Source organism: Vibrio sp. J1-1 (assembly GCF_021728395.1).
Taxonomy (GTDB): Bacteria; Pseudomonadota; Gammaproteobacteria; order Enterobacterales; family Vibrionaceae; genus Vibrio.
This window is the reverse complement of the sequence record NZ_JAKKCM010000012.1, coordinates 96,642-111,459: the sequence shown is the minus strand read 5'-3', so window position 1 is coordinate 111,459 and position 14,818 is coordinate 96,642. Positions and strand designations below refer to the sequence as shown.

The window sequence follows — 14,818 nt, the reverse complement described above, 5'->3', positions numbered from 1 at the left end:
TATGATGACTGATAACACACCCGCCAAAACAAAGTCTTTAGGGTTTTGGACCTGTACGGCTTTGATCATTGGTAATATGATTGGCTCCGGTTTCTTCATAGCTCCTGCCGCACTCGCCCCTTACGGATCGGTTGCGATTATTGGTTGGGGCCTAATGGCAATGGCTGCGGTTTGTCTTGGCATTGTATTTGCCCGACTAGCACGAATTTCCCCATCAACAGGTGGACCCTATGCCTACACACGACTAGGTTTTGGCCGATTTACTGGCTTTTTAGTGGCCTGGGGTTACTGGATTTCCATTTGGGCCTCTTTACCCGCCATGGCTGCTGGTCTGGTTGGGTATCTCAATAATCTTTTCCCTTTCCTTCATGAGTTGAGAGGCGTTAACGTTCTTATTGGTCTCGGATCTATATGGTTAATTGCTGCGATTAATATCAAGGGTGTCAAAGAAGCCGGTATGTTTCAGGCTGTCACCGTGTACACCAAGCTGATCCCGTTTATTGGTATTAGTATCTTTGGGTTATTCTGGGTGGACTGGAGTCACTTTGCCGTATTAAACCCAAGTGACAAGCCGTTCTTTAGCGCTCTAGCGGCAACCGCTCCGTTAACGATGTTTGCTTTCTTGGGTATTGAATCAGCGACCGTGCCTGCTGGCGATGTAGAAAATGCCGATAAAACCATTCCACGCGCCACCATTGTCGGTACCTTGGTGTCTTCTCTAATTTATATTTTGGGGACAACCGTAGTACTGGGGGTACTGCCAAGAGAGTTTCTGATTCATTCCACTGCGCCGTTTGCCGATGCTGCTCACGTCATGTGGGGACCAACGGCGGCTACCATTATATCGATTGCCGCAGTTATTTCGTCCTTAGGTGCCATCAATGGCTGGACGTTACTCATGGGTCAGGTTCCTATGGCGGCAGCACGAGACGGCGCAATGCCCAAGGTGTTTGCCAAAGTTAACCGCGCTGGTTCTCCTAAGTACGGCATTTTAATCTCGGCTACCCTATCGAGCTTACTGTTAATCGTCGACGTTTCAGGCGGACAAGCAATGGCCACGTTTTACAATCTCATTGTCGACTTATCGACTGATGCGGCCATGATCCCTTATGTATTCTGTTGCGTGGTGGAAGGTATTTTATTTGTCAAAAAAGATAAGCTTTCTCGTGTGCTAAATATAAACGCTTATATTCCGATTGGCGCCATCGCATTCGTATTTTCTGTTGCGACTATTTACGGAAGTGGTCCTACTGCGGGGATGTGGAGCTTACTACTTCTGATGTGTGCAGTTCCGGTTTGGTTGATCATAGAAAAAGAAACACAAGATTCTAATAATGAGTAGTAACAGTACAAAAGACAAAAAACTTATCCAATTTTCCATCACGATGGGTTGTCTCTATACGACGACAGGAGTGGTATGGGGACTCCTCATACAATCGGGGATCATTCTTTTCGATGCGATATATTCTGGCGTGTCGATATTGCTCTCGATGATGACGATGTACGCACTGGTTATGATAAGTAAAGACAATAGCTTTGACTCAAGCCAATTCCATCAGAGCAGTTTTCATATGGGCAGAACCGCTGTTGAACCGTTAGTGAACCTGGTTAAATCGTTCGTCATTATTTCCATCTGCCTCTATGGGTTTGTGAGCGCCGTATTGGTTTTGCATAACGGAGGCGCAGAAAATAATGAAAGCTTCTCGGGCATTGCTTATGGTCTCATCACCGCATTGATTTGTTTAAGCAGTTGGGGCTACTTAAAGTACTGCAGTCAGGAGCAGAACGACCTCATACAAGCCGAGTGTGAACAATGGTTAGTCGATGCGATATTCAGTCTTCTGGTGGTCGTTTCTTTTGTCATTAGCCACCTGATGACAACAACTGATTCTCTGAAGCACCTTGCTTCTTACGTCGACCCAATATCCGTGATTCTTGCAACGCTCTATTTTATTAAGGTTCCTATCACAAGATTGGTTAAGAGCATCAAAGAACTACTTGTCATGGCACCCGATGAGTCGGTTCAACAGGAAATCGAGGACATATTGCGCCCACTTTCGTCACGCTATTCATTTGACGATCATGTCGCGCGTATCACAAAAACCGGTCGACAGCTCTTCGTCGATATAACCTTTATCGATACCACCCCTTCTCGAATGTTTGAGATACAGGAACTGGACAAAATCCGTGTTGATGTCGAGTCGTGCCTAAAGCCACTGAGTAACCATCTTTGGCTCACTATCTCGTTTACTCATGATCGCTATTGGGCTTAGTCCGCCTTTTCTACACATCACATAGAGGTTATAAAATGCAGAACAAAAAGATAGGTACTCTCTGGGATCCTGCCCAATTTTAGCTTTTGATGGATACTGTCATACAAAAGCGATTACCTCTTCTATTCTGATTGCCTTATCTTTTCATTCATCAAGAAAACAGAGATAAACGCAATGAGCATAATGCCACATGAACTTGTCTGGGGAGAGGTCTATTTCCCTCCGCTACTACTGGTTATCGCATTGGCTTACATACTAACGCTGTTAGTGGGATCGATAGCAACCAAACTGGGGCTTCATAAGTACATTGCCTTCCCAGCGTTAGCCGAGATAAGTCTGATAGTTATTTTTACAGGCCTCGTTGGTCAGTTCATCACCATATTTTAAGGCGATCCCCGTGATTAAACGTTATTTCATCACTCTACTATTACTTTGTACCGCTGGTACTGTGTTTTACAGCTACTACCAAACATACGAAAATAACCCTTGGACCCGAGATGGCCAAGTTAGCGCTTATATTGTCTCAATAACGCCTCGCGTAACCGGACAAGTCACCGATATTTACGTGACTGACAACTCAAAGGTTAAAAAAGGCGATCTATTGTTTGAGATTGATCCGAGTATTTATCAAGCGACCTACAACAAAGCGTTAGCAAGTCAGAAACAAGCAGTCGCACTGTTATCTAAAGCGAAAAATGAAGAGCAGCGTGCCTTAAAACTACAAAAGCGTACTCCCGGCGCAGTGCCAGTGCTGACTCTGAATAATTTAAGTAATGCGGTCGAAACGGCGATGGCGAATGTGGAGCTAGCAAAAGCCACGGTAGAAGAAGCGCATCTAAATCTCGATTTTACCAAAGTTTATGCACCTACCGATGGCTATATTACCAATCTAAACCTGCGCGTTGGTTCACAAGTAGTAGCTAACTCACCAGTGGTGGCTTTGATTGATGAAAATAGCTTTTGGATAGAGGGTTACTTCAAAGAGACAGATTTAGTTGGTGTCGACCCACAAGACAAAGCGTACGTCACCTTGCTCATGCACGATGACGTGGTATTAAAGGGTAAAATCAAGAGTATTGGATACGGCATCGCTAAGCAAGATGGCAGTACAGGTAACGATCTACTGCCTAACGTAAACCCTAATTTTCAATGGATACGTTTAGCTCAGCGCATTCCGATTAAAGTGACTCTAGACAAAATCCCCGAAAATCTACAGTTACGCGTGGGTATGACGGCTTCCGTTAAAATCATCAAAAACTAATTAGGTAGATTGCTATGTTTAATGCCTCGACGAAAGAAGCGATAAAAGCAGCACTCTCTATTGTTATCGCCATTTGCCTCGCCCTGTGGTTTCAATGGGAAAAACCATACTGGGCGGCGATTGCGGTTGCCGTCATGGCATTAAACGAGAGCTTCGCGCATTCACTGAACAAAGGCTACAACCGATTACTTGGGACTGTCGTAGGTATCGGATACGCTTTTTTTCTCATTGCTATGTTCTCTCAAGATCAGTTTTTGTTCTTAACCTTTTTTACCCTATTTCTTGGGGTATGTATTTTCATGTCAAGTGATGCCAAATATGGCTATGTATTTACGATGGGTTTTTCTGTGTGCTCCATCATCGCTTGTATGGGTGGATTTGATAACCAAGCAACATTCCACTTTGCGTTGTTACGGGTACAAGAAACCATATTAGGCGTGATCACTTTTTCTGTGGTTTATCGACTCGTATGGCCAGTTAACACTGAACAACACTTCCTCAAATGTTTTGAGGCCGTTCGCTCTACATTACTCGAATCGGTCACAAATCCAGGCTCAGTCTGCACTGAATCTTTGGAGTCGAATACAGCAAACATTGAAAAGCTGTACCAACTCTTAAATCTACCACTTACAGGCAGTTATCGTTTAAAACAACATAGGAAAGTTTGGCGCAATCGAGTAGATGAACTCGCTCATATTCAAGCAACCTTGGTTGAATGTTCCGAGTCCAATACAAAACATAACCTCGACGACGAAAAGCTGATAGAACGACTAAAGAACTTTGATGCAAACAAGCCACAATACTCACTAGTTGATAACCAGAACGATCTTGAGATTCAACACGTTCAGACATCTTGGGAGAAAGAAAAACGCAGTTTTCTCCAGCACCTTAATGAAGATGGTCGTAAAGTTCTCCAAGGTGTGACCATGTTTGTCACATCTACATTAATTTGGATATATCTACCGATACCTGGAGGCTTTATATTCCCGTTGCTAGCTGGGGTATTCTCGTGTGTTTTACCCACAATGCCACCTAGCGTTCTCAAAGACGGTTTTTTGGGCGTAATTGGGACCGGAACGGTCATTTTACTTCAATACGTATTTTTAATGCCGTTATTGACCGAGTTGTGGCAACTGGCATTATTCTATTTCATTAACGTCATCGTTATCTGGAACATCTTTTCAACGCCAAAACTGATGATACATCGAGTTCTGGGTATTAACCTGTTAGTCGTACTTACGTCTGGAGCTTTAAACCTAACGCCGGTATATAGAATAGAAACACCGCTTCTTATGCTGACAAATATCTTGCTCACTCTGATGATCGCCAAAGTATTCAGCGACTTATTCAGAATGCCTAGCAAAGCGTAAACATCCGAAATATCTGCCTCGTTAAATGCAATGTTTAATGAGGCTTTTATTTATTACAACGGTCCTTTCTATAGCCAATATTTCTCTAGCTTTCATCAGCAAACATAAAACACCCTCACTGTTCACTCACACTCGCTGTATTGTCAATAAAAACCCGCTTAAACCTCTCAAGCTCATATATTCACACATCTCTTTAGAAAACAAGTTAAACAGGAGAACATTGAACGCTAAACCTGCATCAATCTAGTATCCTTTTAAGAAAAATAAATTGTTAAAATAGTATTTTACACACTAAAAATGAAAACTTTAAAAAATCATCAACGATATTTTACTATAGATTTTGTCTATTTCGTCAAATTAAGACCAGTGTGAATTTCATAAGTCAATGATTTATAGGGGTTTAAATGTAATGAGCAAATCAGGTTATTTACTTCCAATTACCAGAGAGGATTGGATCATACATATGCGATTGTTCATTAGTCACATATTTAAATATTATGACCTCAGACAGCAAAAATAGCCTCCCGTTAGCGGGACAAAATATTCTTTTTGGAGACATAATATGAAAAAATTCGCAGCAGCTTCAGCTATCATTCTTGCAACAATGGCCGCATCACCTGTATTCGCCGCTGACACCGACTGGTTCGCAGGTGTGGGGGTGGGTTACCAAAATGATCACCTATCTCATGACCAAAATGGTGAAGACGTAACGACTCAACTTCGTGGTGGTGCAATCATCAATGACCATCATCGTGTGATGGGGACTTATGGCTACATGGATAAATCTGAACAGCACTCTTTTCTAGCTTCTTATGACTACATGGTTCCAGTATACAAAGACATCAGTGTTTTTGTGGGTGCGTCAGCAGGCGTAGCGAAGAACGATATTAACGACCATAGCTCAACAGATTTTGTTTATGGTGGACAAGTAGGTGCTACTTATAAAATCAATGAAAACTGGTCAACAGATTTAACTTATCGCTACCTAGAGCAAGACTACGACGAAAAAAACACAAAAGTGGATAACTCTCAACAAGTATTCCTAACAGTTGATTACCATTTTTAATTTACTGAATTACTCTGATATTAAGCCACCATTTAGGTGGCTTTTTTATTTTAAAGCTAGCGTTCGGAATACTGGAAAATAATAAACACATATTGTAATAAATCTATCAACCACACAAACTAATATATACCTATTACGTTTAGCTGCACAATTGAGAACAAATATCCAACAAATTGATAGTCTACTTGTTTTAATAGAAGCATTAGTAAACTTACTATCACTGGAACGCAAGACTTAAGCTTGTAATTAAACTTAACGCCTATCTACCATAGAATGGCTAATATCGAACCCTCAGCCTGCGATCACTCTGTCTTCAATTAGCCGTTAAAGAGTGCTGATTTCTATACATCGGAAAACAGATGTAAAAAAAGCGTCTGTATCGACGCTTTTATTCAATCTGCATTCTTAGCCACCAGCTAGCTTCACGGTCATGCCTTTCTTTTCTAGGTGCGCTTTGATCTTATCCCGGGCATCACCTTGAATTTCAATGTTGCCGTCTTTGACAGAACCACCACAACCACAAACTTTCTTGAGTTCTGCGGCGAGCAATTTTAGTGGTGCGTCATCGAGATCTAATCCAGTGACGATACAAACACCTTTACCTTTACGGCCTTTAGTTTGACGTTGAATACGCACGATACCGTCACCTATAGGACGAGCAATTTTCTCTTCTTCCGGTTTAATTCGGCCGGTTTCCGTTGAATATACTAAGGACATACTGTTATTTCTTTTGTTGAGTTTGCAACGCTTTTTGTTTCGCGACTAAATAAGCTTCGATGTGACGCTGAATCGCCACTTTGCCACCTTTAATCAGTTTACCATTAAACATGCAGTACCATGCGTTTGGTTCACCTGAGTCATTTCTTAAAGTATAGCCGTTAAACGTATCTGATCGTGATCCTGTCGTGCTTTGTCTCTCCGCTGCAAGAGCAGAAAACTCTTTCGGATCGATAATCGATGCAGTATCACACCACCAATCAATACTCTTTTTAACTGCGGTTAGACTGCCTTGTAAAACGTGGCTTTTGATCTTTACCTTCCAAAGTTTCCGATCCAAGCTAGATTTTATGTTAAAGCCTCTATACGTCGTAACTGCCATACCAATGACCCATCTGTTTCTAAAATCATCGTTCTTAGTGAGCAACGTTTAATGTTTAACTCGATGCTCTGGAAAACTACTTCTAACATAAACTCTTGTTAAGTAGCGTTAGTTACATTGCACTATTGATGCAATCTTCAAGAAACTCGTGGAATTTATGACCATTGTTTTGAAGCATTTTCGGGAACATAGATATTGGCGTCATGCCAGGGAACGTATTCACTTCGTTTAGGTAAATCTCACCATCTTCGGTTAGAAAGAAATCGATACGAGACAAATGACGAAGGTTCATCTGTTTAAATACGGTCTCAGATTCTTGCTGGATTGTCTCAATCTGTTCTGGTGTGAGGTTCTTTGCTTCAATTTCCGTTAACGAATGACTGGCACTGCTGTATTTTTCATCGTAGGAATAAAACGTGCCATCAGGTGCGATCACCTCGCCTGGCTTGGTGACATAGAGTTCACCATTCATTTCATAAGCGGCGACTTCCAACTCTCTAGGCTTAACCGATTTTTCTACTAGAACTTGGTCAGAGAAACCAAAAGCGGCGTTAACCGAATCTGCAAGAGCCTCTCTATCTGTGACACTGTAACAACCTACTGAAGAACCTTGCCTTGCGGCTTTGACAAACACTTTCCCCCACTTATCAAATGCTTGCTGCGCTTGAATGTGAGCCTGCTCATTATTCTTAGTTAAAAATAGGTATGGTGTGTTCGGTATACCTAACGCATCGTACCAAAGCTTTGATGTGATTTTGTTGAAACTGTTGCTGCTCGCTTCTGGTCCGCAGCCGAGATAAGGAATGCCTGAAAGTTCAAACAGGGATTGAATATCACCAGTTTCGCCAGGAAAACCATGAATGCACGGTACGATGAAGTCAATTGCCTGATTAGAATCATTAGAACATAAGCATTTGTTATTGAGATCCAAGTAAACCAATTCGCCTTGATCGGTCATCCAGCCTTCGTTTTTGATTTCTACGCGCGTAACCTTGATGTTCTCAATAAGATTCAGTTGCTGTTCAACAAAATTAGCTGACAGCAAGGAAATCTCGTGCTCTGAAGAGCCACCACCGCATAATAGAAGAATATTTTTAATCATGAATCAATCTTTCCGTGACCTACAAAAGATACTTGCTTTTATGATAACCCTTTGAGGAGTAACGTACAGTTATTTTACTGTGAGGCGTTTCGTTCGGGTACGATTTAAACAAAATAAAAAGGGAGCGGTATGCCCCCTACTTAACTTGATCAATTGAGCTTATTAAGCGTCGGATAAGCCGAGTTTTTAATCGTGTCAATGCTTTTAACAAATGGCTTTAACTGGCGAAATTGAGCCGGAAGAGATGAAATCGCCTGCTGCGCTTCTGCACTCGTTGCGTAATCACCGTACAAAATGGAATACCACTTGGTACCATTAACCACTTTGTGGTTTTCCCATATCGGTTGATCACTTTGCGGTAATTTATTGGCAAATTGAGCAACTTTTTCTTCGCTGCCAACAGCGGCTACTTGAATTGTGTATCCGAAACGCTGAGTCGATGACTTCTCAGCGCTTGGCGGTAAGATCTTAACTGGTTTTACCTGCTCATTTGGCGTCAGTTTGACTACCTTTTTCTGTGCAACTTGAGGGGTCATTTTAACTACTGTTGGTGTTACATCTTTCTCAACGACTGCATTTTCAGACGCCATAATTGGTTTTGATATGACATCTGAAGAATAGTCCTCGCGAAAACTCTCTGAGGTAACATCCGTAGTGTAGGTTTCAGATGCACAAGCGGAAAGAAGAAGGGTTAAGCCGATGATTGCGGTCTTTTTCATGAATAACAAACGCTCTGAACAAATATTACTATAAATCATGCCGATAGGAGGCTCGATTATCAAGCATCAAATACAATAAACTGCCTTTTTGATGTGATGAGTGACACAAACTCTTCAAGCTTCGTATAGATTTTCTTCGATGTTTATTGTTCGTATGTTTTCTCTATGACGTATTCGTTTATGATTGTTGATATCCATACAGTAAAGCTCCACGTAATATCGTGTTAAAGGCAAGGAATCTGCATGAATAAACTACATAAGCTTTTTAAACCTGACTCAGTCGCGGTAGTTGGCGCATCACCGAGAGAGTTACGCGCTGGGCACGTGGTCATGCGCAACCTCCTCCAAAGTGGCTTCGGTGGCGCGATTATGCCCGTGACGCCAAAACACAAAAGTGTCTTGGGCGTTATTGCTTACCCAGACATCGCTTCCCTACCCTTAACCCCTGATATCGCGATCCTTTGCACTAATGCTTCACGCAACGAAAGTCTTTTACAGGAGTTAGACGAGCGTGGAACTCAGTTTGCAATCGTGATCTCCGACGACGCTAAAATCATTGATGTTTCTTCATTGAATATTCGGGTATTAGGTCCGAACAGCCTGGGAATCATTCTCCCTTGGCACAACTTCAACTGTACATTTTCTCCTGTTGCCGCCAAACCCGGTAAGATTGCATTTATCTCTCAGTCCGCTGCTGTTTGTACTACCGTGTTAGATTGGGCGAACGATAAGAATATCGGCTTTTCTTCGTTTATTTCCATTGGGCGGGGTCAAGACATAGACTTTGCAGATCTGCTTGATCATTTGAGTATGGACGGACATACCGAGGCCATCTTGCTCTACGTTGACTCGATCAGTGATGCTCGCCGCTTTTTATCAGCGGCCAGAGCGGCGTCCCGAAATCGACGTATTCTTGTTTTAAAAGCAGGACGCTCAAAAGAGATGAACACGCTCGAGCAGCAAGATGGTGACACTTTAGACATCATTTATGATTCTGCGATCCGCAGAACAGGTATGTTGAGGGTTAGCAATACTCATGAGTTATTTGCAGCGGTAGAAACTCTAACTCACTCAGTGCCCCTGCGTGGAGAACGATTAGCGGTCATTACCAATGGCGGTGGGCCTGCAGTGATGGCCGTGGATACGCTTTTCGAACGTGGCGGTAATTTAGCGACGCTTGATGAAGCTTCAACCGAGCAATTGAGAGCCGTTCTGCCGCCAAACTGGCGAGAAGTGAACCCCATCGACCTCTCTGGTGATGCGACCAAAAAGCGCTACGTCGACACTATAAATGCCTTAATGAACAACGATTGTGCTGATGCAATTTTGATTATGCACAGCCCTTCTGCTGTTTCTGATCCACTAGATACGGCGTACGATGTGATTGAAGCGATTAAGTCCCATCCGAGGCATAAGCACTTTAACATCCTTACTAACTGGTCGGGAGAACAAACGTCTCGTGAGGCTCGTCTTGCTTTCACTCAAGCGGGAATACCGACTTATCGAACACCAGAAAGTGCTGTTGTCGCCTATATGCACCTTGTGGAATACCGCAGAAACCAAAAGCAACTGATGGAAACACCAACAACGGCAGAACCGTTGCACTCGGGAAGCATCAATTCTGCTATGGAATGGGTAAATGAACGACTACTGGATAAAAACACAGTATCGCTAGATACACACCAAACTAGCCCACTTTTTAAACTGTTTGGTTTCAATGTGCTGCCAACGTGGATCGCGTCCGATGCAATAGAGGCGGTACATATGGCGGAAAATATCGGCTATCCGGTCGCGGTAAAACTGCGCTCTCCTGATATTCCACACAAGTCAGACGTTCATGGTGTTGCCCTCAACCTGAGAAACAGTAATGAAGTCTCGAGTGCATCAAATTCGATTTTAGATGCTGTCAAACTTAGCTATCCATCTGCTAACGTCCACGGCCTTTTAGTACAAGGTATGGCTAAACTTGGCAGTGCTGAAGAAATACGAATCAGTATTGCTGTCGACAAAGTGTTCGGGCCCGTGATTCTGCTTGGTCAGGGCGGTTCTGAATGGAATATTGCTCAAGATGCCGTAGCCGCGTTACCGCCATTAAACATGACTCTGGCGCGTTATTTAGTGGTGGTTGCTTTGAAATCAGGCAAGATCCGCTTGCAAAAGCATAAAGATGCTTTCGATATTACCGAACTGTCGAAATTCTTGGTTCGTATTTCGCAGATGGCGGTTGAGTTACCAGAAATACACAGACTGGATATCCATCCAGTACTCGTATCTGGAAACGATTTGACGATCATTGATGCGGATTTGACGTTAACAAAATATGAAGGCGATGCTCAAACACGTCTTGCTATCCGCCCTTTCCCGGCAGAGTTTGTTGAAACGGTCACTCTGCGCGACGGTCAACCTGTCTTACTTCGCCCTATCTTGCCTGAAGATGAGCCTCTACATGCTCAATTCATCAATAATGTATCCAGAGAAGATCTTTACAAGCGATTTTTCTCCGAAGTTGGTGAGTTCAACCACGAGGCTTTGGCTAACTTTACTCAAATTGATTACGACAGAGAAATGGCATTTGTTGCCGTCGCATTTGATAAGAGCGGTCCGTCAATTATCGGCGTAGCACGAGCCCTGATAACTCCTGATAATAGCGACGCTGAGTTTGCTATTCTCATCCGCTCTGATCTAAAAGGAAAAGGCCTCGGTAAGGTATTGATGAAAAAGATTATTAGCTATTGCCAAATTAAAGGCACTAAGCAAATATCGGGAATGACAATGCCAACTAACCGTGGAATGCTGATGTTAGCCCAAAGCCTAGGGTTTGATATTGATGTTCAGTTTGAGGATGGTATTGCGGATATGATCTTAGCCTTAAATTAGAATGAAGGCCCAGCGCTGGACGTTTTCTAAATTGGTTAGAATCGTTTAACTGGGCTTTGTTATTCTCAAGAAACAAATCTTAGCGATGCAAAATTCAACATTTACGTGACAAAGTCACTTTAGTGTCCAATTTTTTTTCAGATATTGAATACACCAGGATTTAGCCTCTCCCATTGTGTTGCGGCGCCAAGCAAGAATGACGTCCATAGGTAATGGCTCCGTACCTTCGATCATCTTGAGCTCACCACTATCAATCAGTGGTTGGGCTATTTGGCTTGGTAGTGTTCCGATTCCTAAGCCTGCTCTAAGTGCATCAACCTTCGCTGTAAAATTGGTGACCGTTAGTCGAGGTTGCTTTTGTATTATATTTATTGAAAGTGCTGGTTGCTCTCGCGCAGTGTCTGCGATTGCAATAATGCGATACTTTTCTCTTGCTGCTTCATCGAAATCACCACTGCGTTTATGTACGTAGTGGTCTGCAGCAGCTACCCAAAGCATGGCCATCTTACCAATTTTTTCTGACTTCACTTCTTGTGGCAGCATGTCCAGTGATGGGCAAATCAATAGATCGGAACGGCCAGTGTTGAGCGATTCCCAACCGCCTGCCAAAATCTCTTCTTGTAATCTGACTCGAGTAGAACTGACTTCAGATAGCGCATCCACCATCGGAAAAAAGTTACAAACTGGGATAATGCCATCGAATGCAACGGTGATATCTAATTCCCACCCATTTGCCAATACCGTAGCGTCGTTTACCAGCTTTTCACTCGCTTTTAATATGTCTCGCCCACGTTCAAGGATGAGTTTACCAGCTTCGGTAAAATGAGCTTTATGCCCTGAGCGATCGAAAATAATGATATCTAAGTCTTGCTCAAGCTTTTGAATTTGGTAGCTAAGTGATGAAGGAGCTCTGTCTAACTCATTAGCGGCTGCAGCAAAACTGCCTCTTCGGTCGATTGCATCCAAAATATGGAGCGCTTCTAAAGTGATCGGACTGTGCACATTAACTTCCTTTACCTGATGCACACCATACTAGTGGTGCCTAATCAGACAGTTAATAAATCAAGAAACAACAATATAACACATTGATTAGTAATGACTAGAAATGCCTATTTTGCAACGTTTTCGTGAATATACGCTCGTCAGTTTCTGGTTAGACTTGTTTGAGTTAGTCACGAATTAAGGCAGTTGGGAGGTACTGGTAAATGAATAGAATCAGAAGGGAACTTAATAAAAAATGACAACTTTATCGCTAGATACAACAAAGCCAGCTAAATGCTGGCTTTTTATCAAATTTTCATTTCTAAAAGGTAAAGAAAAGTATGGAAAATGAAAATTTACTGCTGTGCCATCTCTTTTTTCACCATTACAGCTGCCGCTACGATGAAAGCGATGATTAGACCGAGTTCCATGAACTACCCCAGTGATTATGAGAAAGAAAAGACCAAAATTTTAAGTCGGGCATAGTTTAGCACGTCTGGGATTTGTTGCTAGCTTTTAACCTCAAATTTACGATTTTTACGATTAAAATCAAAAAAGGCGCAGAACTGCGCCTTTTAGGTTATTAACTTGTTAAAAGCATTAGTTCAAATCAGGATAACCTTGCGGATTTTGAGATTGCCATCTCCAAGTATCGCTCGTCATTTCTTCTAGCGTGCGGGATGCTTTCCAGCCTAATTCAGTGGCGGCTTTACATGGATCCGCCCAACATTCCGCGATATCACCAGGACGACGCTCAACCAGTTTGTAAGGTACTTCTTTTCCACTCGCGGCTTGGAAAGCATTGACCATTTCAAGAACGCTATAACCTTTGCCGGTACCTAAGTTATAAATATGCAATCCTGCTTTATGACCGACTTTCTCTAACGCTGCTACGTGACCATCAGATAGGTCCATAACATGAATATAGTCACGCACCCCAGTACCATCAGGGGTTGGATAGTCGTTTCCAAATACTGACAGGAATTCACGACGACCAACGGCAACTTGTGAGATAAATGGCATCAGGTTGTTTGGAATCCCCTGAGGATCTTCGCCAAGCTCACCTGTTGGATGAGAGCCAACGGGGTTGAAATAACGTAACAGAGTGATGCTCCAATCTGGGTTCGCTTTTTGAAAGTCTGCAAGACACTCTTCGACCATCAATTTACTGCGTCCGTAAGGGTTGGTTGCACTTGTTGGGAAGTCTTCTGTAATTGGTACTGAAGCAGGGTCGCCGTAAACCGTCGCTGAAGAACTAAATACTAATGATTTAACGCCAGCTTCTCGCATTGCATCAACCAATACCAATGTGCCGTTTACGTTATTATCATAATACTCTAATGGTTTAGCGACTGATTCACCGACGGCTTTTAAACCAGCGAAATGAATAACTGCTTCAATATCATTGCTCCGCAGCGCGTCAACCAACGCCGCTTTATCGCGAATATCAGCCTTAATGAATTTTGGGCTTACACCACAAACTTTTTCAATGCGGTGTAGTACGGCAGGATTACTATTGTATAGGTTGTCTAAAATCACTGGTGTCATACCAGCTTCAATCATTTGAATACAAGTGTGGCTTCCGATATAGCCCATACCGCCTGTAACAAGTACTTTCATTTTATGTTCCTTCTGACGCGAATAAGGATAGTCTAAAGCTTTAACGCTTGAATTTAAACTATCTCTTACCGCTCATATCCCATTAATATTACTCGCCCTTTTGCGACTTTTTACCTTGGTACATTTCTGCATTTGTCATTTCTACTTGATATGTGTAACGACAGGTCTAATTCTGACGTGGCGGATTTGCTTAGCTCATTCATCCAGAATTGATTTTAATTTTTTCTTGTCGTTTATGCTCAGCGTATCTTTAATTTAATGTGAAGCGATGGTTAATAAGTTCATCGCAAACAACTTTAAAAATAGATTGAAATTGAATGAATTAGGTGAAATTTCGAAACAATTCAAATAGTCTAAAGTTATTACTGTAACGAGATTAGCCTCGTTTAAATGTTGAAATAATGAACTTAATCACTGCAGCCAGGCGTATCTTCCTGCATCGTCAGTTGA

13 protein-coding genes are annotated in these 14,818 nt (G+C 42.4%); 7 read left to right on the top strand and 6 right to left on the bottom strand.

The window, feature by feature from the left end; genetic code table 11:
* Position 1: 1 nt before the first annotated feature.
* From L3V31_RS17785 to L3V31_RS17760, 6 genes are all read left to right on the top strand, one after another.
* On the top strand, positions 2–1,342 hold the full coding sequence (locus L3V31_RS17785; protein ID WP_237317949.1) for an amino acid permease: 1,341 nt from the start codon (positions 2–4) through the stop codon (positions 1,340–1,342).
* Complete coding sequence (locus L3V31_RS17780) at positions 1,335–2,273, top strand: cation transporter (protein ID WP_237317947.1); 939 nt, start codon at positions 1,335–1,337, stop codon at positions 2,271–2,273. The genes L3V31_RS17785 and L3V31_RS17780 overlap by 8 nt, the downstream gene beginning before the upstream one ends.
* A 174-nt stretch (positions 2,274–2,447) precedes the next feature.
* The gene (locus tag L3V31_RS17775; protein WP_014234796.1) at positions 2,448–2,660 is read left to right on the top strand and encodes a DUF1656 domain-containing protein; all 213 of its coding nucleotides are present in this window, start codon (positions 2,448–2,450) and stop codon (positions 2,658–2,660) included.
* Between the two features lie 10 nt (positions 2,661–2,670).
* Positions 2,671–3,534: an HlyD family secretion protein gene (locus L3V31_RS17770; protein WP_014234797.1), complete on the top strand. Its 864-nt coding sequence runs from the start codon at positions 2,671–2,673 to the stop codon at positions 3,532–3,534.
* 14 nt (positions 3,535–3,548) lie between these two features.
* Positions 3,549–4,904 (top strand): FUSC family protein, encoded by a 1,356-nt coding sequence (locus L3V31_RS17765; RefSeq protein WP_237317945.1) that lies wholly within the window; start codon positions 3,549–3,551, stop codon positions 4,902–4,904.
* 562 nt (positions 4,905–5,466) lie between these two features.
* Positions 5,467–5,970, top strand: coding sequence for a porin family protein (locus tag L3V31_RS17760; RefSeq protein ID WP_014234784.1), 504 nt, complete (start codon positions 5,467–5,469; stop codon positions 5,968–5,970).
* Positions 5,971–6,375: 405 nt separating this feature from the next.
* On the opposite strand, the gene yciH is transcribed toward L3V31_RS17760, so the two are convergent.
* The 4 genes from yciH to L3V31_RS17740 form a co-directional block, all read right to left on the bottom strand.
* On the bottom strand, positions 6,376–6,687 hold the full coding sequence (gene yciH, locus L3V31_RS17755; protein ID WP_237317943.1) for a stress response translation initiation inhibitor YciH: 312 nt from the start codon (positions 6,685–6,687) through the stop codon (positions 6,376–6,378).
* Between the two features lie 4 nt (positions 6,688–6,691).
* Complete coding sequence (locus tag L3V31_RS17750; protein ID WP_237317942.1) at positions 6,692–7,069, bottom strand: DUF3319 domain-containing protein; 378 nt, start codon at positions 7,067–7,069, stop codon at positions 6,692–6,694.
* Positions 7,070–7,181: 112 nt separating this feature from the next.
* On the bottom strand, positions 7,182–8,171 hold the full coding sequence (locus L3V31_RS17745; protein ID WP_237317940.1) for a D-alanine--D-alanine ligase: 990 nt from the start codon (positions 8,169–8,171) through the stop codon (positions 7,182–7,184).
* 149 nt (positions 8,172–8,320) lie between these two features.
* On the bottom strand, positions 8,321–8,890 hold the full coding sequence (locus L3V31_RS17740; RefSeq protein WP_237317938.1) for an SPOR domain-containing protein: 570 nt from the start codon (positions 8,888–8,890) through the stop codon (positions 8,321–8,323).
* A 243-nt stretch (positions 8,891–9,133) separates the two neighbouring features.
* Here L3V31_RS17740 and L3V31_RS17735 point away from each other — a divergent pair, with 243 nt between their 5' ends.
* Entirely contained in the window at positions 9,134–11,767 is a 2,634-nt protein-coding gene (locus L3V31_RS17735; protein ID WP_237317937.1) for a bifunctional acetate--CoA ligase family protein/GNAT family N-acetyltransferase, read from the top strand.
* 114 nt (positions 11,768–11,881) lie between these two features.
* Here L3V31_RS17735 and L3V31_RS17730 read toward each other — a convergent pair whose 3' ends face one another.
* Both L3V31_RS17730 and galE read right to left on the bottom strand, forming a co-directional pair.
* Positions 11,882–12,769, bottom strand: coding sequence for a LysR family transcriptional regulator (locus tag L3V31_RS17730; RefSeq protein WP_237317934.1), 888 nt, complete (start codon positions 12,767–12,769; stop codon positions 11,882–11,884).
* Between the two features lie 579 nt (positions 12,770–13,348).
* On the bottom strand, positions 13,349–14,368 hold the full coding sequence (galE, locus tag L3V31_RS17725) for a UDP-glucose 4-epimerase GalE (protein ID WP_237317932.1): 1,020 nt from the start codon (positions 14,366–14,368) through the stop codon (positions 13,349–13,351).
* Positions 14,369–14,818: the final 450 nt, after the last annotated feature.

Excerpts from the sequence above, each read along its gene's own strand:
- L3V31_RS17785 (WP_237317949.1), top strand. The coding sequence starts at position 2 with ATGATGACTGATAACACACCCGCCAAAACAAAGTCTTTAGGGTTTTGG.
- galE (WP_237317932.1), bottom strand. The coding sequence starts at position 14,368 with ATGAAAGTACTTGTTACAGGCGGTATGGGCTATATCGGAAGCCACACT.
- L3V31_RS17760 (WP_014234784.1), top strand. The coding sequence starts at position 5,467 with ATGAAAAAATTCGCAGCAGCTTCAGCTATCATTCTTGCAACAATGGCC.
- L3V31_RS17750 (WP_237317942.1), bottom strand. The coding sequence starts at position 7,069 with ATGGCAGTTACGACGTATAGAGGCTTTAACATAAAATCTAGCTTGGAT.
- L3V31_RS17775 (WP_014234796.1), top strand. The coding sequence starts at position 2,448 with ATGAGCATAATGCCACATGAACTTGTCTGGGGAGAGGTCTATTTCCCT.
- L3V31_RS17780 (WP_237317947.1), top strand. The coding sequence starts at position 1,335 with ATGAGTAGTAACAGTACAAAAGACAAAAAACTTATCCAATTTTCCATC.
- yciH (WP_237317943.1), bottom strand. The coding sequence starts at position 6,687 with ATGTCCTTAGTATATTCAACGGAAACCGGCCGAATTAAACCGGAAGAA.
- L3V31_RS17740 (WP_237317938.1), bottom strand. The coding sequence starts at position 8,890 with ATGAAAAAGACCGCAATCATCGGCTTAACCCTTCTTCTTTCCGCTTGT.
- L3V31_RS17735 (WP_237317937.1), top strand. The coding sequence starts at position 9,134 with ATGAATAAACTACATAAGCTTTTTAAACCTGACTCAGTCGCGGTAGTT.
- L3V31_RS17765 (WP_237317945.1), top strand. The coding sequence starts at position 3,549 with ATGTTTAATGCCTCGACGAAAGAAGCGATAAAAGCAGCACTCTCTATT.
- L3V31_RS17745 (WP_237317940.1), bottom strand. The coding sequence starts at position 8,171 with ATGATTAAAAATATTCTTCTATTATGCGGTGGTGGCTCTTCAGAGCAC.